The sequence below is a fragment of the Longimicrobium sp. genome (assembly GCF_035474595.1).
Classification (GTDB): Bacteria; Gemmatimonadota; Gemmatimonadetes; order Longimicrobiales; family Longimicrobiaceae; genus Longimicrobium.
Genome location: NZ_DATIND010000127.1, coordinates 63,449 through 85,339, shown reverse-complemented (window position 1 = coordinate 85,339; position 21,891 = coordinate 63,449). Strand labels below are relative to the sequence as shown.

The window sequence follows — 21,891 nt, the reverse complement described above, 5'->3', positions numbered from 1 at the left end:
CGATGAGTTCTCCCCTCCCCCGCGGAGCGGGCGGAGGGGCCGGGGGAGGGGGCCAGCTTGGCGGGCAGGATGCTTCCTCCCAGCGCACAAAGCCTCTCCTCAGCAGTCTCCGAATCGAACTTCTCCACCCGTCTCGATAGATGAAAAAGCGGCGCGACCGAACCCCGGCCGCGCCGCTTCGTCGCTCGTGCGGATGAATCCGTCTACAACCCGTACTCCTTCAGCTTCTGCCAGAGGGTGGTGCGGCCCATGCCGAGCTTGGCGGCGGCGCGGGTGCGGTTGCCGTTGGCCTCCTCCAGCGCCGACTTGATGGCCTCGCGCTCGGCGTTCGCGTCGGGGGCCTGGTAGCGCTTCGTCTCCGCGGCGCGCGTATCGCCCTTCTTCGCCTCGGCGTGGCCGTTGGCGGCGACGGAGGGCTGCGGGCCCTCCAGCACCTCCTCCGGCAGGTGGCAGGGGAGGATGCGCTTGCCGTCGCAGACGATGCAGGCGTACTCCACCGCCGCCATCAATTCGCGCACGTTGCCGGGCCAGTCGTACGCGCTCAGCACCTCGATCGCCTCGTCGCTGATCCCGCCGACGCGGCGCGTGGCCTCGACCCGCTCGTTCCACCGCGCCACCGAGGCGGCGGCCAGCTGCGGGATGTCCTCGGGGCGCTCCTTCAGCTCGGGAACGCGGATCTGGAACACCTTCAGGCGGAAGTACAGGTCCTTGCGGAAGCGCCCGTCCTCGACCATCGCCTCCAGGTCGCGGTGGGTGGCGGCCACCACGCGCACGTCCACCTGCACGGGGCGCGAGGTGCCCACGCGCACGACCTCGCGCTCCTGCAGCACGCGCAGCAGCCGCGCCTGCATGGCCGGCGACACGTCGCCGATCTCGTCCAGGAACAGGGTGCCGCCGTTGGCCTCCTCGAACATCCCCTTGCGGTCGCCCACCGCGCCGGTGAAGGAGCCGCGCGCGTGGCCGAACAGCTCGCTCTCCAGCAGCCCCTCGGCCAGCGCCGAGCAGTTCACCGCCACGAACGGCCGCGAGCGCCGCGGGCTCTCCTCGTGGATGGCGTGCGCGATCAGCTCCTTCCCCGTCCCCGTCGCGCCGCGCAGCAGCACGGTGGACTCGGTCGGCGCCACGCGGGCGATGGCGCGCAGCACGTCGCGCATCTTCGTCGTGTTCCCCACCAGCCGCGACGCGCCGGCACCGAGGACCGGCTCGCGGCGCGCCAGCACCGACTTGATCTTGCTGCGCAGCACCGCGTTGTCGCACGGCTTGGTGATGTAGTCGTCGGCGCCCAGCTTCAGCGCCTGCACCGCGCTGTCGACGGTGGCGTAGCCGGTGAGCATCAGCACGGGCACGTCGTTGCCACCGCCGCGCAGCTCCTCGAGCACCGACAGGCCGGTGCGCCCCTGCATCTTCAGGTCGAGCAGCACCATGTCGTAGCGCTCGCGGCGCAGGCGCTCCAGCCCGGGATCGCCGCCGGGCTCGGCGTCCACCTCGTACCCCTCGTCGCTCAGCAGGGCGCCGGTTCCCACGCGAAACGCGCGGTCGTCGTCGATGATCAGGATGCGCGGCTTTTCGGCTACGGCCATTCGAAAAATCCAGTCTTCGGTTGATTCGGATCCCGGTGCTTCACGGGCTCGGGCGCGGAGCCCTACCCCCCACGGGCCCTCCCCCCCGCGGCTCAGGCCGCGTACCCCTCCCGATAAAGGGAGGGGGTAACTTCGATCGCGGCGCTCGGAGAATAGCGCACTCGTCAATTTCGGTGTGATGCGGGGCCCCACCCCAACATCCTCGCGGCTACGGAGGCTCCGCCCATGCTGAGTTCTCCCCTCCCCCGCGGAGCGGGCGGAGGGGCCGGGGGAGGGGGCCAGCCTGGCGGGCAGGATGCCTCCCGTCCATCACCACAGCCGCCTCTCCTCTCGGTTGGATCCCCCCGATTCCCCTAATCCCCCGCACCCACCGCCATCACCTCGCCCGCGCCCGCCGGCTCGCCCGCCTGCGGCTCCTGGCGCATGGCCTCGTCCAGCGTCTCGCGCGGGAGGCGCACGATGAAGCGGCTCCCCACGCCCACCGTGCTCTCCACCGACAGCCGCCCGCGGTGCCCGCGGATGATCCCCTCGCTCACGAACAGCCCCAGCCCGATCCCCGCCACCCCCGGCTTGGTGGTGTAGAACGCCTCGAAGATGTGCGGCAGGTCGCGCTCGTCGATCCCCGTTCCCGTGTCCTCGACCACCACCTCCACCGCCTCGCCGTCCACGCGCGTGATGACGGAAAGGGTGCCGCCGCCCGGCATGGCGTCGCAGGCGTTGTTCACCAGGTTGGCCAGCACCTGCTGGATCCCCTCGGGGTGCACCACCACCTGCGGCAGCGCGGGCGCCAGCCGCGTGGCGATGCGGATCCCGCGCGAGCCCAGCTCCGGCCCGGCCAGCGTGAGCACCCGCTGCACCACCGAGTTCAGCCCCACCGGCTGCGCCGCGTCGGAAAGCGGCCGGCTCTGGTCCAGCAGCTGGCGGGTGAGCGTGGCCATCCGCGCCAGCTCCTCCTGCGCCAGCGTAAGGAACTCGCGGTTGGGGTCGCTGGGGTCGCCGCGCCGCTCCAGCGCCTCCAGGCAGTTCTGGATGTTGTAGATGGGGTTGTTGATCTCGTGCGAGAGCTGCGCCACCAGCCGCCCCATGGCCGCCAGCTTCTCGCGGTGGATCATCTCCGCCTGCGCGCTGCGCAGGCGCTGCTCGCGCTCGGCGATGGCCGCGCGCATCTCGCCGAAGGCGCGCGCCAGCTGCCCGATCTCGTCGCCCGAGTCGCGCGGCAGGGGCGCCGCGTAGTCGCCCCGCGCCAGCCGCGCGCTGGCCTCGGCCAGCGCCTGCGCGGGCCGCGCCACGATGCGGGCGACCAGGGCCGCCAGCACCAGCGCGATCACCAGCGCGGTGACGCCGATGCCGATGATGGCGCTCTGGATCCCCTGCACGATGCGCAGCTCCACCGTCACGCGGCGGAAGAGCACCACCGTCACCGGCGCGCCGCCCACCCGCAGCGGATACGGCCGCGCGCGGTAGTCCTCGCCGCCGAAGCGGTACACCCGCTGCGCGGCGCGGCGGCCGCCCAGCAGCTCGCGCGTTTCCCCCGCCACCGTGCGGGGAAGGGTGGTGCCCACCAGCGAGTCGCCCACCAGCAGCGCCACCTCGGTGCCCGAGGTGCCGAAGTCCTTCTTGATGGCCGCCGCGGTCAGCGGCGTGCCGATCCCCAGGAACCCCAGCGCCACCGTGTCGCGCCCCACCTCGGTGCGCGCCGAGTCCGGCGACGGCTGCTCGAAGCGCGCGGTGTCGCGCTTCACCCGCACCACCGCCAGCCGCAGCGGCACCCCGGTGTCGGGCAGCACCACCACGGTCTTCGCGTCTACCGAGGCCGCCAGCACCGGACCGGACACCCCCGGCCCCGCCAGGAGCGGGCGGTACGCCGAGTCGACCGCCACCACCGTCTCCTTGTCCAGCCCCTGGTGCACCGCGCGCGAGAGGGCGCGCGCCCGCCCGTGCGACCAGGCGCCGATCACCTCGGGCTGGGTGGCGCGGATCTGCGCGGCCAGCGCCAGGTTCTCGCCGCGGCTGATCCAGTTCGTCTGCAGCGACAGCGCGGCGTCGTCCAGGTCCTCGGTGGCGCGGGCGTACGCCCGGTCCTCGACCGCGTTGGCGATCAGCACCATGGCCGGCACCACGATCAGCAGCGCGGCCCCGGCGAACAGGAAGAAGACCTTGGCGCGGAGCGAAAGCCCCCGCATGGGCCCGGCAAGGTGCGGCATCCGGCGCAGCACGGGTGGACGATGGGTGTTCACTGAACACTTCCGCCGCGTTCACTGAACGGCGCCGCGGTGTCCGGCGGCCTCCGAACGTTTCTCACGGGAACGGCCTCGAATGCGTGGAAGTTAAGGCGTGGCGCGGAGTTTCGCCACCTGCGGGGCCCCGGGCGGCATGCGGCACACCCGTTGCCTTTTCAGGGGCCCTGACCGCGGACCGATGCGAAAGCAGAGCCGCGGGATGAGGAGACACCCGGACACTTCCGAAAAGGAACCGACGATGAAGATCCGCACGCTCAGCATCCTGGCGCTGGCCTCGCTGGCCGCGACCGCCGCCTGCAAGAAGGGCGACGCCGACAGCGAGAAGACCACGACCGACACCACCGTGGTGAACAACCCCGACACGATCGCGACGACGACCACCACCACGACGTCGACCGACACCACCACCGTGCACCCGGACAGCGCCGTCACCGACACGACCAAGCACGACAGCACCATGACGGACACCACCAAGAAGATGTAAGCCTTCACCGGCTGATTTTCGGCCCCGCGCACTGGGCGCGGGGCCGCGTTTTACACCCCCTGTAGACAAGGGAACAGAACCATGAAGAAGCTCTCGATCTTCGCGCTGGCCGCCGTGGCCGCGCTCTCGGCGTGCAAGAAGGGTGGCAGCGAGGGCGGCGACACCACCGCCGTCGGCGGCACCGACACCGCCGCCACCGTGGCCCCGGCCCCGGTGACCCCGGCCCCGGTGACCACCGACAGCATGGGCGCGACGACCACCACCACGACGACGACCACGACCGACAGCATGGCCGGCGGGATGACGGACACGACCAAGACCGACACCACCAAGAAGATGTAATCCGGACCGGGGGCCGCGCCGAAAGACGCGGCCCCCGATTCGTTCCACCCCTGCAGCCGGGCGGGACCGATGAAGCTCCGTACCCCCACGATCGCCGCCGCGTGCCTGCTGGCGCTGGGCGCCTGCGGCAGCAGCGGCCAGAACGACACCGGCGCCGACACCACCGCGGTGGGCCAGACGCCCCCCGCACCCGCACCGCCCCCGGCCCCCGTGACCGCCCCCGCCACCCCGCCGTACGCGCCCACCGGCGCCGACTCGGCCATGGCCGGGCACAACATGGGCTCCGACACCATGAAGCACGACACGATGAAGAAGGACAGCACCGGGATGTGAGGTGCGTCTTCGTTTCGCGTCGGTGCAGCGGCGGGTCCGGATTGGGTTCCGGGCTCGCTTTTTCGTTGGTGAGTGCGGAAGTGCGGAAGTGCGGAAGTGCGGAAGTGCGGAAGTGCGTGAGTGCGCCGATGGATGCCACCGCGCGTCCCCGATGACTTGAGCCTGTCCTCCGGATCCCGGAACCGGCTGCCGAGCCGAACAGCCTCGCGCGGTTTGCGAGGCTTCCCGTGGTTGTTGCTGCGACTTCAGTCGCCGGTGAGAGGTCCGGCCCGCGACCGATCTCCATCCCCGCACACCTGGCCGGGGATGCGGCGCGCGGCGGGGCGGCGTATCGTTCCCGATCTTCCCATCCCCACAACCCGGCCGGAGCTCATGTTCGGAATCGGCGGAACCGCGCGCCTGGCGGGCGCGCTCGTGCTCGCGGCCGTGGCGGCGGCGTGCGGCGCCTCGGACGGGCAGCCGGCGCGCGGCGACAAGGCGTCCGCCGTACGCGCGGGCGGCGACTCCGCGACGGAATCCGCGGCGCGGCGGGACAGCGCGGCGGCTCCGCGCGCGGGCGGCCTCCGCATGACGCGGCCGGACTCGCTGCGCGCGCTGTACGTGAACGGCTGGGCCGCGGGCTCGCGCTCGCGCATGCGCGGCCTCATCGCCATCGCCGACACCACCGAGATCAACGCCTTCGTGGTCGACGTGAAGGAGAGCGACACCTATCTGACGTACGACTCCACCGACATCGCCCTGGCAAAGGAGATCGGTGCCGACACGCGGCCGGCGTCGAAGTGGATGCCCGCGCTGCTGGACACGCTGCGCGCGCACGGCATCTACCCCATCGCCCGCATCGTCGTCTTCAAGGACCGCATGCTGGCCGAGAAGAAGCCGGAGCTGGCGATCCGCACGACCGGCGGCGCGGTGTGGATGGACGAGAAGGGGAAGCCCTGGGTGAACCCGTACGACCGCCGCGTGTGGGACTACAACGTGGCCATCGCCCGCGAGGCGCTGGAGATGGGGTTCCAGGAGGTGCAGTGGGACTACGTGCGCTTTCCCGACGTGACCGACGCCGTGCGCGCGCGGATGGCTTTCCCCGGTAGCGGCGGAAAGTCGCGGCAGGACAACATCCGCGACTTCATCGTCTACTCCAGGCAGCAGCTGGCCGCGTACCACGCCCCCGTCAGCGCCGACATCTTCGGGGTGATGACGAACGTGGAGGACGACATGGGGATCGGGCAGCTGTGGGAGAACGTGGTGCAGGCCGCCGACAACGTGCACCCGATGGTGTACCCGTCGCACTACTACGCGGGATACTACGGCTTCTCGCTCCCCGACGCGCACCCGTACGAGGTGGTGCGCATCGCGCTGGAGGACGGGGTGCAGCGCGAGCGCCAGGTGTCGCGCCAGGGCCGGCGCACCGCCCAGATCACGCCGTGGCTGCAGGCCTTCACCGCCGACTACCTGCACGACGGCGTGACCTACACGGCCGGCAGCCTGCGCAACGAGATCCAGGCGACGTACGACGCCGGGCTGAAGGGGTGGATCCTCTGGAACCCCGGCTCCAACTTCCAGCCCTACGTGGCCGCGCTGCGCCCGCAGCGCGGCGGCCCGTCCGCCATCGAGCGCGGCGGCTGGCGCGCGACGCGCTGGCAGGTCCCCCACGACCGCCTCAGCCGCGCCATCCTCCGCCGCGAGGCCCCCGCGCGTGCCCCGCGGCCGGCGCCCGCGGCGCCTGCGTCCGCGACCAGCGCGAAGCCATGATCTTTGGGACCACAAACACAGATGCGAATGGAACCTCTCCAATCATCAGGCTCTGTCGAAGGCGACGACGAAACCCTCGGCGCCTTCCTCGCTTTTCTCGACCGCCAGATCACCGCCTGCCCCGACTTGCTTCGCCCGATGACGACAGCGGATCTGGAAGGCGTCGACGAACTGCTGGTCGAGGTGGACCTCGACGAGCATATCGACCCCGAGTTCGTTCTCCCCTGAAACCCGGTTGCATGCGGCTACGTTCGCCCCGCGGCATCCCGCGTGCGGAGGCGATCCCGCTCCTTCACGTGAGCGCGACTGGCTGACGGACCCGGCGGCGGGATGGAGATGCGACGGCTCGGAGCGGTTCTGCTGATGGCGATGGGCGCGGCGGTGGCGGCATGCCAGGACCCGCCGCCCGCGCACAGGAAGCCGGAGAAGGCCGAGAAGGCGGCCGAGAAGCTGGCCGCGCAGCCCGTCGCCGCGCCCGTGACGCCGACGGCGGGGCTCCTCTTCTCGCCGGAGCCGGAGCGGCCGGAGGCGATGGAGCCCGCGGCGTACATGCTGGACTACTGCCAGAGCCCGGCCGGCGGCCGCAATCGCGCGCCGGTGCCGCTGGCGGGCGCGTTCCCGCGGCCGATCCGCACCACGCTCTTCTACCGCGACACCGCGACGCTCCTGCAGCCCGCCTTCCGCTGCGTCATCCGCGACGAGGACGACTGGACGGAGATTTCCGTGCTCGGCCGGCTCGTCGTCGACAAGACGGTGCTGCTGAACTTCCGCCGGGAAATGATCCTCCTCGCCGGGACGGGCGCGAAGACGAGCGGCGGGTTCGACGTGCGCTTCGACAGCATCACCATCCGCCGCGACACGATGTGGGTGTTCGTGGGGAACTCGGCTCCGCCGCCTGGCGCGGTGCTCGCCGCGGAAGCCTTCTCCGCCGCCGAGGTGCGGCGCGTCCCCCGCTTCGAGGGCACCGTCGTCTTCGTCGAGGAAACGATCCCGCCCCCGCCGCCGCTCCAGCCGCTGAAGCGCGCGCCCAAGGACACGCTGAACCTGCGGCACATCTCCAAAGACAGCCTGAAGAAGCTTTGATGCGCCGCTGGATAGATAGAAGGTGCTCGGGCTGGCCTCCTCACCGGCGACTGAAGTCGCAGCAACAACGACGGGAAGCCTCGCAAACTGCGCGAGGCTGATCCGCTCACTCCGAAGCCTCGGCGCTCGCGACCGATCTCCATTCATCCGCCCTACGCGCGCCGCGCGGGGATGACTCAGGATGACGTCGGGGGGAGGATGACGAAGGCGGGAGTGAAAACGGGCGCCCCAGCGGGCGCCCGTCCGCGTTTTATCGGGAGATGGTCAGGCGGCGAAGAACTGGGCGACGCGCTCGATGCCGGCGGCGAGCGCGTCCGGCGCGGCGACCCCGGAGAGGCGCAGCCAACCCTCGCCCGCGGCGCCGAACGCGATGCCGGGGACGGTGACCACGCGGTGCTCGTCCAGCAGCCGCTCGGCCGCGCCGAGCGAGTCGCTCGCCCAGCGCCCGGGGAGGCGCACGAAGCAGTAGAACGCGCCCTCCACCGGCGCGTGGGCCACGCCGTGGCGGGTGAGCGACTGCATCAGCAGCTCGCGCTGCTGCGCGTACAGCGGGCGGTGCGCGCTCAGCGTCTCCGGGCGGCGGAAGATCTCCAGCGCGACGTGGCTGGAGAAGGTGCTGGCGGCCGTGTTCACCAGCTGGTGCACCTTCGTCGCCGCGCCGATCACCTCCGCGGAGCCCATCAACCACCCCAGCCGCAACCCCGTGAGCGCGTTGCTCTTGGAGAGCGACCCCGCCACCAGCGCGTGCGGATACACGTCCGCCACCGACGCCGGCCGCTCGGGCGTGTAGTACAGCTCGCGATAGACCTCGTCCGACAGCACGTACACCGGCGCGCCGGGCCGCGCGGACAGCCCGTCCGCCAGCGCGCGCAGCTCGGCGGCGGGCCAGACGCGGCCGGTGGGGTTGCACGGGGTGTTGAGGATGATCATCCGCGTGTCGGGCCCCAGCGCGCCCAGCACGGCGTCCGCGCGCGGGCAGAAGCCGTCGGCCGCGTCGAGGGCGACGGTGCGGTGGCGGACGCCTTCCAGCGCGCAGAGCTTGGGATACGCGAGGTAGCACGGCTCCACGATCAGCACCTCGTCGCGCGCCGGGTCGAGCACGCTCTTGATCGCCAGGTACAGCGCCTCCTCGGAGCCGACGGTCACGCACACGTTCGCGGCGGCGTCCATCGCCGGGAAGGCGAAGCAGCGGGCGATGGCCTCGCGGAGCGCGGAGTCGCCGGCGTTGGGCGTGTACGGCAGCCCCTCGTCGCGCACGCGCGCGAGCGCGGCCTCGAACGGCGCCGGATCGGGGCGCAGCGTCGGCTCGCCCAGCCCCAGGTCGATGTCGCCCGGACGCTTGCGGGCGTTGATCGCGCGGATCAGCGACGGGGCGATGCCGGCGAGGAGTGGGTTCATCTAACCGAAGTGCGAAAGTGCGAAAGTGCGTGAGTGCGCTTGGGATTGAGGTGGTGAACTGGCATCAGCTCGCCGCTCCGGCACCGCGCCCTCTCCGGCTCGCCCAGGCTCGCCACCTCCCGTACCGGGAGAGGTAGCTGTCCAGCATCACCGGCACTCCGAAGCCTCGGCGCTACCAGATTTTGCAGGGTGCGCCAGAGCTGGACAGCCCCCCTCGCCCGGAACGGGAGAGGGCGAGCGCTCCAAGGCGCGGGGAGAGGGCGGCGCGGATGCATCCGAAGCGCACCGCCACCTCCCCCGCCGCCGATCTTTCAATCCTCCTGCCCCTCGAAGAACCGCCGCAGCGCCGCGTAGCAGAACTCCAGCGACTCCACCGAGCACCACTCGTTGGCCTGGTGCGCCTGCGAGGTCTCGCCGGGGCCGAAGTTCACCGCGGGGATGCCATTGGAGGTGAAGCGCGCCACGTCGGTCCACGCCTGCTTGGGGCGCACGGGCAGGTTCTCGCGCGCCAGCCACCCGCGGATCAGCGGGTGGTCCAGGTGCACGTCGCCCGAGGGCGCGCAGTCGGTGATCTCCACCACGCCGTCGCCGCCCACCAGCGCGCGCAGCTCGGCCTCCGCGTTCTCAGCGGTGTTGCCGGGGGCGAAGCGGACATTCACGTTCAGCATCAGCGCGTCGGGAACCACGTTCTTGGAGTTCTCCGTCAGCGTCTGCGTGACCACCATCACCTCGTAGAAGGTCAGCTCGCCGAAGCTCACCGCGCGCCGCTCCAGCGCGGCGAAGCGCCCCAGCAGCGGCAGCGCGCGGTAGACGGCGTTCTGGCCCTGCCACGGCCGCGCGCTGTGCGCCCGCACGCCGGGCACGGTGACGGTGGCGTGCATCGTTCCCATGCACCCCGGCTGCAGCCCCATGTCGGTGGGCTCCAGGATGAACGCGAAGTCCAGCGCCGGCAGCACCCCGCTGTCCAGCACCGGCTGCAGCCCGTTCTCCTCGCTGGGCCCCTCCTCGGCGTCGTAGAAGATCCACACCGGCCGCACGCCCTTCAGCTCGCGCCAGCGCTCCAGCAGCGCCAGCATCACCGCGCAGCCGGCCTTCATGTCGCTGGCGCCGCAGCCGTACACCCGCCCGTCGCGCACCGCGTAGTCCTGGTTCTCGGCGCACTTCACCGTGTCCAGGTGGCCCACCAGCGCCACGGCCGGCAGCGCCGCCCGCTCCTCCGACGAGATGCAGGGATCGCAGACGACGGAGTTGCCGATGCGCTTCACCGCCTCCGCCCCGGCGGCGGCCACGCAGCGATGCTGCACCCAGGTGGCGATCTCCGCCTCGTGCTTCGTCTCGCTGGGGATGCGGCAGAGCTCCAGCGTCAGCCCCGCGAGCTCGTCCGCAATCGGGATCCCGATCATCACACCTGCACGTTGAAGGTGCGCAGCACGTCGTTCAGCGACGTCTTGCGGTCGGTGGACTCCTTGCGCTTGCCGATCAGGAGCGCGCAGGGGACGTGGAAGGTCCCCGCGGGGAACTCCTTCGGCAGCGACCCCGGGATCACCACGGAGCGCGCGGGGATGCGGCCCTTCGTGATCACCGGCTCACTCCCCGTCACGTCGACGATGGGGGTGGACGCGGTGAGGACGACGTTCGCGCCGAGCACCGCCTCTTCCTCCACCACCACGCCCTCGACCACGATGGAGCGCGAGCCGATGAAGCAGCCGTCCTCGATGATGACGGGAGTCGCGCCGGGCGGCTCCAGCACCCCGCCGATCCCCACGCCGCCGGAGAGGTGCACGTTCCGGCCGATCTGCGCGCACGAGCCGACCGTGGCCCAGGTGTCCACCATCGTCCCGCTCCCCACGTACGCGCCGATGTTCACGTAGCCGGGCATCAGCACGCACCCGGGCTCCAGGAACGAGCCGTAGCGCGCCACGCCGGGGGGAACGACGCGGATTCCCTGCTCTTCCAGGTTGCGCTTGGTGGGCACCTTGTCGAAGAAGCGCAGGTCCCCGGCCTCCACGCGCTCCAGCGGCCGCATGGCGAAGTAGAGGAGGATGGCCTCCTTGGCCCACGCGTTCACGCGCCACTCGCCATCGGCCTTCTCGGCCACGCGCAGCTCGCCGCGGTCGAGGAGGTCGATGGCCATGTCGACGGCGTTGTGCACCTCGTGCCGGTCCAGCCGCGACCGGTCGCGGTATGCCTCGCTTATGGTGCGCTCCAGCTCCGCGCGCTCCTTCATCCTGCGTCTCCACATCTCGCTCGGGTTCCGCCTGTGCGTCCGGGGGCGCGGAACGTACGCCGCGCGCGGGAGCGAGACAAGCGGGAGGCGTGATCGAGAGGAGAGGCTTCCGGTGCGGGGCGGAGACATCCCGCCCGCCTGGCCGGCCCCCTCCCCCCGGCCCTCCGCCCGCGGGAGAGGGGAGAGCTCATCGCGAGGGAGCTTGCGGAGTGCGCCGCGGAAGCTGGATTGGGCCACGCATCACACCGAAACCGACGAGTACGCCACCGTCCGAGCGCCGCCATCGAAGTTACCCCCTCCCGTTATCCGGAGGGGGTACGCGGCCCCAGCCGCGGGGGGAGGGCCCGCGGGCTCCACGGGGACGCGCCGACGCTCGATCGCCGAGAACCATCGCAGTCGAAAGAAGCGGGGCCGCTCCCGACGCATCGGAAGCGGCCCCCTGAACATCTGTCCCGCCTGTCTCCTGATCCCCCAGGCTCACTCCCCGCCCGGGCCCGGAACGCCGGTCGGGTCCTGCTGCGGCTGGTCCGGCTGCGGCGGCGGGGTGCGCAGCCGCGGCGGGTGGCCGAAGTTGTAGCTGAACGACAGGTACACCGCGCGCGCGTTGAACTGCCGGCGCTGGACCTGCGAGAACGAGTCCGAGTTGGCGGTGAACGAGAACCGCATCGAGTCGAACGGGTCGGCCACGCGCAGGCTCAGCGACGCCTTGTCGGAAAGCTTCTGGCGCACCGCCACGTTGGCCATCGACATCGCCCCCATCCGCCCCTGCTCGGTGACCATTGCGGGCCGGTAGAACTGGAACCACTGCACGTCGGTGCTGGGGCTCAGCTTGAAGTTCAGGCTGCCGCGCGCGCTCCAGGTGAAGGTGTTGGCGCCCAGGCTGCTCTGCACGTTGCTCCCGTCCGTCACGATCTTGTAGGCGCTGGCGCCCACGAACCCGCTCACCTTCCCCAGCCGCAGCTGCGCGTTGGCGTCGGTGCCGTAGCTGTTGGCCGTGGCCAGGTTGGCGAAGGTGGTCGTATCCACCCCGTCGGTCCCGAAGGCCTGGTAGCGGCGCACCGCGTTCACCGTGTGGCGGTAGAACGGCGTCACGGTGAGCGAGCCGAAGCGCGTGGCGTGCGTGAACGAGGCCTCGTACGCGTGCGTGTACTCGGGCTTCAGGTTGGGGTTGCCCACGAACACGTTGTTGCGGTCCTGCACCATCGGGAACGGGTTCAGCTGGAACGTGTTGGGGCGGTTGATGCGCTTGGAGTAGCTGAACCGCATCTGGTCCTTCTGCCCCACCTGCAGCGTGGCCGCCGCGCTGGGGAAGAAGCTGGTGTAGTCGTTCGGATACTCGGTCGGGTCGTTTGCCAGCTGGAAGGTGGTGCTCGCCCGCTCGGCGCGCAGCCCGCCCTGCAGCGAGAACCTGGGCGTGATGGTCTGCGTGAGCAGCGCGTACCCCGCCTGCACGCTCTCGTCGTAGGTGAAGTCGTTCACCAGCCGCAGCGACGGGTCCGGCACGCCGCCGAAGATGGAATCCGACGTGTACTCGTTGGTCAGCCGCCGCAGGATCCCCTTGTACCCGGCCTCGAGGCGGGTGTTGGCCAGGATCTGCCGCGTGAAGTCGGCCTGCCAGTCCAGCTGGCGGGTGACGTTCGACAGGTCGTTGCGGCTGTCGCCCGCCAGGTCCGGCGAGAACACGTCGCCCGGCACGGCGGTGAAGTTCGAGAGGAAGTGGTCGCGCGAGCGGTTGAAGTGCACCTGCCCGGACATCTCGTTGCGCTGGGGCTGCAGCGTGCGCTTGAAGCCCAGCACGTAGTCGGTCGACAGCCCGCGCGCGCGGCCGGTGGTCAGCAGGTCGTACTCGCCGGTCACCCCGTGCGAGCCGTTCATCAGCGTGACGCCGTTGCCCGAGTCCTGGTTGCCGGCGCGGGCGTTCAGCATGAACGACGAGTTCAGCACGTTCAGGCGGCCCAGCTTCAGCTCGCCGTTGGCGTTCACCGTGTGTGAGGTGTTGGCGAAGTCGCCGCTGCTGAACTGCTCGATGAAGCTCAGCGGCACGCCGCCCTCGTGCTGCTCGCGCAGGCTGTACCCGTCGGACACGCGCGAGTCGCGGTTGAAGCCGTAGCTGCCGAACAGCGTCAGCGGCCCGTGCTGGCTCCCCAGGTTCCCGCTGGCGTTGTACTTGTCGCCCGTCCCCGCGCCCAGCGTGAGCCCGCCGCTGGTGCCCAGGTCGGTGTTCTGCTTCAGGACGATGTTCAGGATGCCGCCCATCCCGTCGGGGTCGTACTTGGCCGACGGGTTGGGCACCACCTCCACGCGCTCCACCAGGTTCGCCGGGAGCTGCTTGATGAAGTTGGTCAGCGCGTCGCCGGTGAGCGGCGCGGGGCGGCCGTTGATCTGGATGGCCACGTTCTGGTTGCCGCGGAGCGAAACCTTGCCGTCGCCGTCCACGTCCACGCCGGGAACGTTGCGCAGCACGTCGGTGGCGTTGCCGCCGGTGACCGCCGGCATGTCCTTGGTGGACACGATGGTGCGGTCGGGCGAGGAGATGACGGTGGAGCGCTCGGCGGTGGCGGTCACGCCCTGCAGGCCCACGGCGCCGGCGGCCAGGCGCACCGTGCCCGCGTCGGCCACGGCGGCCGGGCCGGTGACCACCACGCGGCTCACCGTGCCGGTCGTATAGCCAAGGCGGCTGACGCGCAGGTAGTACGTGCCCGGGCGCAGCCCCTCGATGCGGAAGGTGCCGTCGGCGCGGGCGACCGCGCCGGTGACCAGCACCGAGTCGGCGCTGCGGCGCACGGCAATGCTGGCGCCCGCCAGCGCGGCGCCCGACTGCGCGTCGCGCACCGAGCCGCGGATCTCGCCGCCGGCCTGGGCCTGCGCGGCGGCGGCCATCCCAGCCGCGCCGGGGGGGCCTCCAGGGCGCGCGCCGGACGGAGGAGCGCTGCCCGGGGCGCCGGTCTGCGCGCTGGCGGCCGTGGAAGCGGCGGCCAGCGCAAGGGCGATGAGGGTACCACCGAAGCGGTTCATCGTCACGATCTGTTTCAGAAGGTTGAGGTCCGCCGGGGCGTGCCGCGGTGCCCGGATCGGTCGCCCGGGGCGGGTGCGCCGGCGGGGTGCTCCGACATGCCCATGGGATGCCCAGGCACTGCCGAAGGTTGCACCGGTGTACGCCCGGCGCCGCCGCGAAGTTTCCTCGCGACGCATTGAATTTTGTCGCAATTCCGCGAAGAATCCACCCGCGTGGGCATGAACGGCGGCCCGCGCGGGACGAACGGCTCCCTGCGTGGTACGAGCGTCGCCGCCCGCCCTCGCCCCGGTGGAAGCACGCGGCTCCGGCCGTCGCCGCTCGCGCGGATCGACGGCCGGAGCCATTTCGTGGAGGGAAGATAACAGCTTCGTCCCATCTTTCCAACCCGCTGGGCGACATCGGGATATCCGCATCCCCAACGGAGAGGGTGGTTTGCGCGGAGAAGCGGAGCGTTTACATCCATGGATCGTCAACGTTCGTTTGCATTCCGCTGGATGGAAACGTTCGATGACATCATGGACCGGGTGGGGACATCATGGACCGGGTGGGCGAGACACAACGAATTGCGGCCGCCACGGAAGTTCTCCGCGGCGGCCGCCGTGATCACCCTCATCTGTCATCCTCCCGCCGCCGATTCACTGTGACGTGACGCGATCCCGCGGCGTTCGCCTCAGTCGGCCACGGTGCTCCACTCGATGCGGTAGCGGCAGACGCCGCCGCCGCGGGCGCGGCACTCTTCCTCGACGATCGAGACGCCGCCGGCGCCGCACATCTCCAGCGCGCGGCGGTACCAGCCCATCACCGTCAGGCAGTCGGGCACGCTGAAAGTCTCGGCCTCGTACGTCGTCATCACCCCCGAGCTTTCGCCGGTCTGCTCGTAGGTGCGGCGCCCCGTCTCGTAGTAGAAGCCGTAGATCTGCGGCGCCTTGCCCAGGAACACGTGCGGCCGGCCAGGGCTGAGGAACTGCTTGTGCAGCGTGGTCAGGTTCGCGTCGGCCGAGGCGGCGCCGAGCCGCTCGAACACCTCGCTCTTCCCGTCGCCCAGCACCTGCACGATGGCCGCGTCCAGCCGCTCGCCGATCTCGAACGGGTACCACTTCACCGACAGCACCGTGCGCAGCGCCTTCTGGTCGTCGTCCTGGAGCGAGCCCACCACGCGCTCCACACCCTCGCGCCCCCAGTGCTGCTCCACGAACGCGAGCCGCGACTTCAGGATGGTGCCCTTGATCTGCTGCATGGCGGTAGCGGGGGAGCGGGGATGGGACGGCGGGATCCTGCGGAGAGGCTGGACGCAGTGTGCATCCGGGCGGGCGCCCGGTCAAGGAACACGTGGAGCGGGGGATTCGATGCGGGAGCCCGGACGTCTTCTCCCGCGTCCCGGGGCGATAGGGATGACGAGCCCGGCCGATGCCTCAGGGATGCCGCGGATCGCCGCCGATGGCGATGGCGGAGCCGACGAACGGGATGGCCGGGGAGCTTCCCGTGGCGGTGGTGGCGGCGGTCCCCCACTGCGTGACGCCGTTCGGCATCAGCCGGCGCAGGTCGTAGCGGCGCCCGCCCAGCTCGAACTCGCGGCTCCGCACCAGCCGCGCGGAGAAGACGTTCGACGAGAAGAGCGGCCGGTTCGCCTCACCTGCGCCGACGGTGGCGCCCACGACCATGCTCACGCGCCGGAACCGCGCGATCTCCTCGCCCGCGCCGAACGTGGCGGGGTCGTCGAAGGTGGCGCGCGGATCCCGGTTCAGGTACACGCCGAACTCGCCGACGGCGTCCAGCCCCAGCGAGATGTCGCCGTTGGCCACCTTGGTCGCGGTGAACGGATCGGCCAGGAAGGTGAGGTACGCCGTCCCCTCGCCCGGCGCGCCGCTGAACAGTGCCCCCTCGATCCCCTGCAGGTGCAGGAAATACCCGGCATCGAACGCGGATCCGCCCTCCCCCGCGTAGAACCGCCCCGTCACGTACCAGGCGACTTCGCCTGGAAAGATCCTCATTTCCACCCCCCCCCGTTCCGCTGAACGGCGCGTCAGTCGCGAACTCCGGATCAAGTCTGGCGATCGTCGTTCATCCCCAACCGCATTGCTGCGGCGCGAAGATCGGCTTCGAGGCGGTCTAGATGGGCAAGCGTGTACAGGCCATCGATCGAGCGCCGTTCCCACAACTCGTAAATCCGGCGGAGATCGGCCTGACGGCTTTTCCAGCCGATTCCGTCCACGACCGCGAACACGAACTGCTGCGGCAGGCGCGCTTCCGCCATCGCGACGATCTCGCGCACCGCATCGCTGAGCTTGCTGCCCGTCGAGTTGAACCCCTTCATCGCGATCACGATCTGCGCATGCTCGCCGCCCGCGGGGATGGCGAGGTCACACGGTGCGGACGTCCCGCCACGCCCCTTGAACTGCGTCCGCAACGCGATCGGCAACCCCAGCTTGCGCACGACGGCCTCGACCTGGTCTTCGACGCTCCTCCCTCTGCCGATCGCGCCGGAAGCGCCCCGCTGCGACCAGAGATACCGCTCTAGCAGCACGTCCGCGAACGTCCACTTACGTCGCATCTGCTCCGACAGCCGCTGCACAAGGTCAAACTCGTCGAGCATCTCGACGAGACGATCCGCATCCGTTCGTGCAAGCTTCGTCCAGCTGCTCGACCCTAAACGGTGCCGCAGCTGGTTCTTGAGCATCTCGCGCGTCAGCCCCGCGGCTGTCGCAAGCACGGGGACGGAGTCGGGGTGCTTCGACACGAACGCCGCGAGCGACGCACGCGTCGGCTCGCCAATGGAACGTAGTTCCTCCACGAGCGACTGGATGCGCGCCTGGAGTTCGGGATTTTCCCGAACGACGCGTCCAAGATCGGCGAGTGACGTGAGCAGGTCGGGAAAGCTGATTGCGGCACGCACCAGAAGTCACCTTCCCACGAAAATGTACTCGTCAACGACCCTGCGCTGCGCCGCCGCGTGCGTGCCGAACGAGTAACGGTGGGGGATCGTGTGGACGTCGACGTGCTCCTTCTCCGCCGCGAGCGCCTCGTAGACCTCCTGCTGGCCGGGAACGGAGTTCGAGCTGTAGGAGAGCACGATGGTGCTGTTCCGGAAGCGGTGGAACAGCTCGGCGAGCGCGTGGCGGATGGTGCGCTTGTATGCGAACGGCGTGAAGCGCTTCTCGATCTTCTTCGTCGCCGTCTCCTCCATGATCTTCAGCCCGCGCCAGTACACTGAGAGGCCTTCGAGGAAATGGTACCGCTTGATGTAGTCGCTGTCGTCGCGCGGCGGAGCGTACGGGGGATCGAAATAGACGAGGTCGAAGCCGTCCGGGTCCAGCGACAGTGCGTCCCCGCATGAGACCCGATTGTCCCGCCCATTGTCGAACACCGCGCGGTTCAGGTCGCGAACAGCTTCCACGAAGAGCTCGCGCAGCGGTGTCCGCAGGTTCCTCCGCCCGTCGTCATAGCGGAAGTCGGTGATGGTGAAGACACCGCGCGGCTGCTTGCGCGCGGCGGCAAGGCACATCGCCGCGATCGCGAGATCGCGCTGGTAGGCGGGGAGACGATCCACGTGCGACCACGCGGCGTCGAGGAACGCGTGATCCTCCGACGGAAAGTAGAGCCCGGCGAAGGTGCGAGCGATGAAGTCCCGGCCATCTTCGTTCGGGGAGAGCAGGTACTCGACGTCGTGCCGGTCCAGGAGCGTGCTCCCGTTCTCCACCACTGCCCGCGCGACCGTGGAGGGAAACGTCAGGAAGTCGTTCGCGACCACTTCCTTGCCCATCTCCTTCAGCGCGTAGGCAACCACGCCGCTGCCGCTGAACGCATCGAGCGCGCGGTCAAACCTCAGATCGGAGAAAATCCCCGCAAGATGGGGAACGACACGATACTTGGAGCCCATGTACCGGAGCCGCGGATAACGTTGCGTCCGCGGCGGAGCTTCCAGCGGAACGATGGCGGAATCGGCCCCAAGGTCCAGCGACAGGTCCATACGATCCTCCTCCCTCCTTAACGAACGCGGGGCCCCCGGCAGTCGCCGGAAGCCCGCCTGTCCGTACCTCGTCATCAGCAGGTACAAGCTAATGCCTCACCCGCACTCGCTGAAGCCGCAGACGTGGCACTTCATGCAGCCCTCGGCGAACTCGAGCTGGCTCTTGCACTCGGGGCAGGTGCCCATGAAGGTCTCGCCGCCGTGGTAGTCCAGCGTGAGCTGCGGCGGTCCGCTGCTCTCCGTGGCCGGCGTGAAGCCCATCGCCAGGTCGGCCGCGTTCTCGGTCTGCAGCACCGCCTCGGGGATCAGCTCCTGCTGCACCCCCGCCTTCTCCTGCTCGCGCAGTCCGATCGCCTGCGCGATCGCGTCGGGCACCGAGTGCACCTTGTTGGCGCCGAAGCCGATCGCCTTGTCGGAGCTGATGCCGCGCAGCTGCGTGTAGACCTCGTTCACCGGGATCCCGAAGCGCAGCGCCAGCGAGATCAGCCGCCCGATCGCCTCCACGTCGGCCATGGCGACGGAGCCCGCCTTCCCCAGCGTGGCGAACACCTCGAACGGGTGGTTCTGGTCGTCCTCGTTGATGGTCACGAACACGTCGCCCAGCGGCGAGCCCATCTTGCGCGTGGTGCCGCGCAGCACGCTGGGGCGCTTGCGCTTGTGCCGGCGGATCTGCGTTTCGCGGAACTCGGCCTGCTTCAGCTCCTCGCGCAGCCGCGCCACCTCGCGCTCCAGCTTCGCGCCGCGCTCGAACACCTCCGCCGCCTTCGCGCGCACCTCCACCAGCTCCGCCACCTCGGCCTGCTGCTGCGCCGGCGTCTTCGTCGCCCCCGTCGACAGCACCTGCCCGTCGCGGCTGCCGTCGCGGTACACGGTCACGCCCTTGGTCCCCAGCCGGAAGGCGAGCTCGTAGATCTCGCGCACGTCCTCGACCGTGGCCTCGTGCGGGAAGTTCGTGGTCTTGCTGATGGCGCTGTCGCAGTGCTCCTGGAAGCCCGCCTGCATCCGCACGTGCCACTCGGGGGTGATGTCGTGCGCGGTCACGAACGCCTTCTGCACCGCCGCCGGCACCTCGGGGAAGTGGATGTGCCCCTCGCGGGCGATCCGCTCCACCAGCCCCTCGCTGTACCACCCGCCCGCCTTCGCCACGGCCACGAAGTCCTCGTTCACGTCGGGCATCATCGCCCCCGCCTGGTTGCGCATGAACGCGACGGCGAAGAGCGGCTCGATCCCGCTGGAGCAGCCGGCGAAGATGGAGATGGTGCCCGTGGGCGCCACCGTGGTCACGTTGCAGTTGCGCAGCCGGCGCATGGGGCGGATGCGGTCGCCGTTGGGCGCGCGGGCGCAGGTGTCGTCGGGCCCCCAGATCGACTTCTCCCACTCGGGGAAGGCGCCGCGCGACTCGGCCAGCTGCTCGCTCGCCTTCTTCCCCTCCTCGTCCAGGAACTCCATCACCCGCCGCCCGATCTCGACCCCCTCCTCGCTGTTGTAGGGCACGCCCAGGCGGACGAGGAGATCGGCGAAGCCCATCACCCCCAGCCCGATGCGGCGGATGCGGTTGGCCAGGTCGGTGATCTCGGGGAGCGGGTACTGGTTGGCGTCGATCACGTTGTCCAGGAAGTGCGTGGACAGCCGCGTCACCCGCCGGTACTCCTTCCAGTCCACCCGCTCGTACCAGGGGCTGTCCGCCGGCACGTCGCTGCGCACGAAGGCGCCCACGTTCACCGAGCCCAGGTTGCACACGTCGTACGGCAGCAGCGGCTGCTCGCCGCAGTTGGCGCTGACCACGCCGGTGAACGCCGCACCGGCCTCCACCGCGTGCGGGTCGGCGACGACGTAGGTGTGCACGTCGTCGACGGTGCCGTTGTACACGTCGGCGCGCCCCGCCAGGCGGACGGCCACGACTTTGTGGTTCCCCGCCGTGGCCGCCGGGCGCTCCTGCAGCTGCGCCACCGCGTACGCGCGCACGCTCACCCCGCCGCGCAGCTCGCCCGCGGGGATCTTCTCGCCGTTCAGGCCGATCCAGTTGTGGTCCGGGGTGCAGCGCACCGTCAGCCCGCTGTCGAACTCGATCTCGATCACCTCCACGTCGCGCCGCGTGAGCCGCGGGCGGCGCATCCAGCGCACCACCGGCGCCTGCGCCAGCCGGTCGAAGGCGTAGACCAGCACGTCGTCGCCGCTGGCGGCCAGCTCGTCGAAGCGGCGCGGGCCCTCCACCGTCAGCACCTGCGTGTCGCCGGTGAGGCAGGGGTTGGTGGCCTCGTACGCGCCCAGGTGCGGCACCGGGTTGTAGAAGTTCGCGCGGTCGATGAAGAACACCCCCGGCTCGCCGGTGCGCCACGCGTTCTCCACGATCTTGTCGAAGATGCGGCGCGCGTCCTTGCGCCCCGCCACCTGGCCGTTGCGCGGGTTGATCAGGTCGTACTCGGCGCCCCGCTCCACCGCGTTCATGAACGCGTCGGTGATGGCGACGGAGATGTTGAAGTTGGTGATCTTGGTGATGTCCTGCTTGCAGTCGATGAACTCCTCGACGTTCGGGTGATCCACCCGCAGGATCCCCATGTTGGCGCCGCGGCGCGTGCCACCCTGCTTCACCACCTCGGTCGACGCGTCGTACAGCGACATGAACGAGATGGGGCCGCTGGCCACGCCGGTGGTGCTGCGCACGTGGTCGCCCGCCGGGCGGATGCGGCTGAACGAGAAGCCGGTGCCGCCGCCCGACTGGTGCACCAGCGCCATCGACTTCAGCGTGTCGTAGATGCCGCTGCCGCCGTTCGACAGCTCGTCGTCCACCGGCAGCACGAAGCAGGCGGAGAGCTGGCCCAGCGGCCGCCCGGCGTTCATCAGCGTGGGCGAGTTGGGCTCGAACAGCCGCTTCGTCATCAGCGCGTAGAACTCGCGCGCGAGGGCCACCACGCCGTCCTCCGACGCGCCGTAGCGGCGGTCGGCGCTGGCGATGGTGTAGGCCACGCGCCAGAACATCTCCTCCGGGCCTTCCGTCGGCTTCCCCGACTCGTCCTTCTTCAGGTACCGCTTGGCGAGCACGATCCGCGCGTTATCGCTCAGCTCGGCGCGCGGAAGGTCGGCGGGGATTGCGGCCACGGGGGCGTCGGCCACGGACGGAAGGGCGGTGGGAGGGTTCATCGACCAGGTCCTCTCTGCGCGTTGTGGAAAACCCGCGAAACGGCTTGCGGTAAAGGCGGTTGCGCCTGTGGAAAACAATCTGGTGTGTACCACGTGTTGGGGAGCAACAATGTAGGACCCCAATATCTAGTGGTCAACCCTTCCGTTACCGCCGCAAAGGTTGTACATGCGGCCGCCCCGCGCCGCCCATCTGATACACCACATCGGACACTTCGGGCGGCGGAACCGGCCTCCGGCGGGAGCGATCGGCTGACCCGCGCGGGTGCGGAAGTGAACGGACCGAAGCAGCCGCGGCCCCGGGAGATCCCGGGGCCGCGTGAAAGAGGTCACG

The 21,891-nt window shown here is 70.3% G+C and carries 17 protein-coding genes; 6 read left to right on the top strand and 11 right to left on the bottom strand.

Going from position 1 to position 21,891, the window contains the following annotated elements:
• Positions 1–203 precede the first annotated feature (203 nt).
• On the bottom strand, positions 204–1,580 hold the full coding sequence (locus VLK66_RS22800) for a sigma-54 dependent transcriptional regulator (protein WP_325311794.1): 1,377 nt from the start codon (positions 1,578–1,580) through the stop codon (positions 204–206).
• Positions 1,581–1,933: 353 nt separating this feature from the next.
• Positions 1,934–3,817 (bottom strand): HAMP domain-containing sensor histidine kinase, encoded by a 1,884-nt coding sequence (locus tag VLK66_RS22795; RefSeq protein ID WP_325311793.1) that lies wholly within the window; start codon positions 3,815–3,817, stop codon positions 1,934–1,936.
• Between the two features lie 241 nt (positions 3,818–4,058).
• Here VLK66_RS22795 and VLK66_RS22790 point away from each other — a divergent pair, with 241 nt between their 5' ends.
• From VLK66_RS22790 to VLK66_RS22765, 6 genes are all read left to right on the top strand, one after another.
• A complete protein-coding gene (locus VLK66_RS22790) occupies positions 4,059–4,304 on the top strand; it encodes a hypothetical protein (RefSeq protein WP_325311792.1) in 246 nt (81 codons plus the stop codon).
• Positions 4,305–4,385: 81 nt separating this feature from the next.
• Positions 4,386–4,646 (top strand): hypothetical protein, encoded by a 261-nt coding sequence (locus tag VLK66_RS22785; protein ID WP_325311791.1) that lies wholly within the window; start codon positions 4,386–4,388, stop codon positions 4,644–4,646.
• A 69-nt stretch (positions 4,647–4,715) separates the two neighbouring features.
• Positions 4,716–4,979, top strand: a complete 264-nt coding sequence (locus VLK66_RS22780) for a hypothetical protein (protein WP_325311790.1) — start codon at positions 4,716–4,718, stop codon at positions 4,977–4,979.
• Between the two features lie 372 nt (positions 4,980–5,351).
• Entirely contained in the window at positions 5,352–6,728 is a 1,377-nt protein-coding gene (locus tag VLK66_RS22775) for a putative glycoside hydrolase (protein ID WP_325311789.1), read from the top strand.
• A gap of 27 nt (positions 6,729–6,755) precedes the next feature.
• On the top strand, positions 6,756–6,956 hold the full coding sequence (locus VLK66_RS22770; RefSeq protein ID WP_325311788.1) for a hypothetical protein: 201 nt from the start codon (positions 6,756–6,758) through the stop codon (positions 6,954–6,956).
• Between the two features lie 108 nt (positions 6,957–7,064).
• A complete protein-coding gene (locus tag VLK66_RS22765; RefSeq protein WP_325311787.1) occupies positions 7,065–7,811 on the top strand; it encodes a hypothetical protein in 747 nt (248 codons plus the stop codon).
• 264 nt (positions 7,812–8,075) lie between these two features.
• Here the strand turns inward: VLK66_RS22765 and VLK66_RS22760 are convergent, their stop codons facing one another.
• The 9 genes from VLK66_RS22760 to VLK66_RS22720 all read right to left on the bottom strand — a co-directional run bounded on the left by VLK66_RS22760 (position 8,076) and on the right by VLK66_RS22720 (position 21,560).
• Positions 8,076–9,209, bottom strand: coding sequence for a pyridoxal phosphate-dependent aminotransferase (locus tag VLK66_RS22760; protein ID WP_325311786.1), 1,134 nt, complete (start codon positions 9,207–9,209; stop codon positions 8,076–8,078).
• Positions 9,210–9,520: 311 nt separating this feature from the next.
• Positions 9,521–10,612, bottom strand: a complete 1,092-nt coding sequence (dapE, locus tag VLK66_RS22755) for a succinyl-diaminopimelate desuccinylase (RefSeq protein WP_325311785.1) — start codon at positions 10,610–10,612, stop codon at positions 9,521–9,523.
• Positions 10,612–11,436, bottom strand: a complete 825-nt coding sequence (locus tag VLK66_RS22750; protein WP_325311784.1) for a 2,3,4,5-tetrahydropyridine-2,6-dicarboxylate N-succinyltransferase — start codon at positions 11,434–11,436, stop codon at positions 10,612–10,614. Before VLK66_RS22750 ends, dapE begins: the two co-directional genes overlap by 1 nt.
• A 477-nt stretch (positions 11,437–11,913) precedes the next feature.
• Positions 11,914–14,451, bottom strand: coding sequence for a TonB-dependent receptor domain-containing protein (locus tag VLK66_RS22745; protein ID WP_325311806.1), 2,538 nt, complete (start codon positions 14,449–14,451; stop codon positions 11,914–11,916).
• 671 nt (positions 14,452–15,122) lie between these two features.
• Positions 15,123–15,689 (bottom strand): hypothetical protein, encoded by a 567-nt coding sequence (locus VLK66_RS22740; RefSeq protein WP_325311783.1) that lies wholly within the window; start codon positions 15,687–15,689, stop codon positions 15,123–15,125.
• Between the two features lie 175 nt (positions 15,690–15,864).
• Positions 15,865–16,443, bottom strand: coding sequence for a hypothetical protein (locus tag VLK66_RS22735; RefSeq protein WP_325311782.1), 579 nt, complete (start codon positions 16,441–16,443; stop codon positions 15,865–15,867).
• Between the two features lie 50 nt (positions 16,444–16,493).
• Positions 16,494–17,345 carry a hypothetical protein gene (locus VLK66_RS22730; RefSeq protein ID WP_325311781.1) on the bottom strand — a complete coding sequence of 284 codons (852 nt, stop codon included), beginning with the start codon at positions 17,343–17,345 and terminating at the stop codon, positions 16,494–16,496.
• Positions 17,346–17,351: 6 nt separating this feature from the next.
• Positions 17,352–18,419, bottom strand: a complete 1,068-nt coding sequence (locus tag VLK66_RS22725; RefSeq protein ID WP_325311780.1) for a DNA adenine methylase — start codon at positions 18,417–18,419, stop codon at positions 17,352–17,354.
• Positions 18,420–18,515: 96 nt separating this feature from the next.
• Positions 18,516–21,560, bottom strand: coding sequence for a ribonucleotide reductase N-terminal alpha domain-containing protein (locus VLK66_RS22720; RefSeq protein ID WP_325311779.1), 3,045 nt, complete (start codon positions 21,558–21,560; stop codon positions 18,516–18,518).
• Positions 21,561–21,891: the final 331 nt, after the last annotated feature.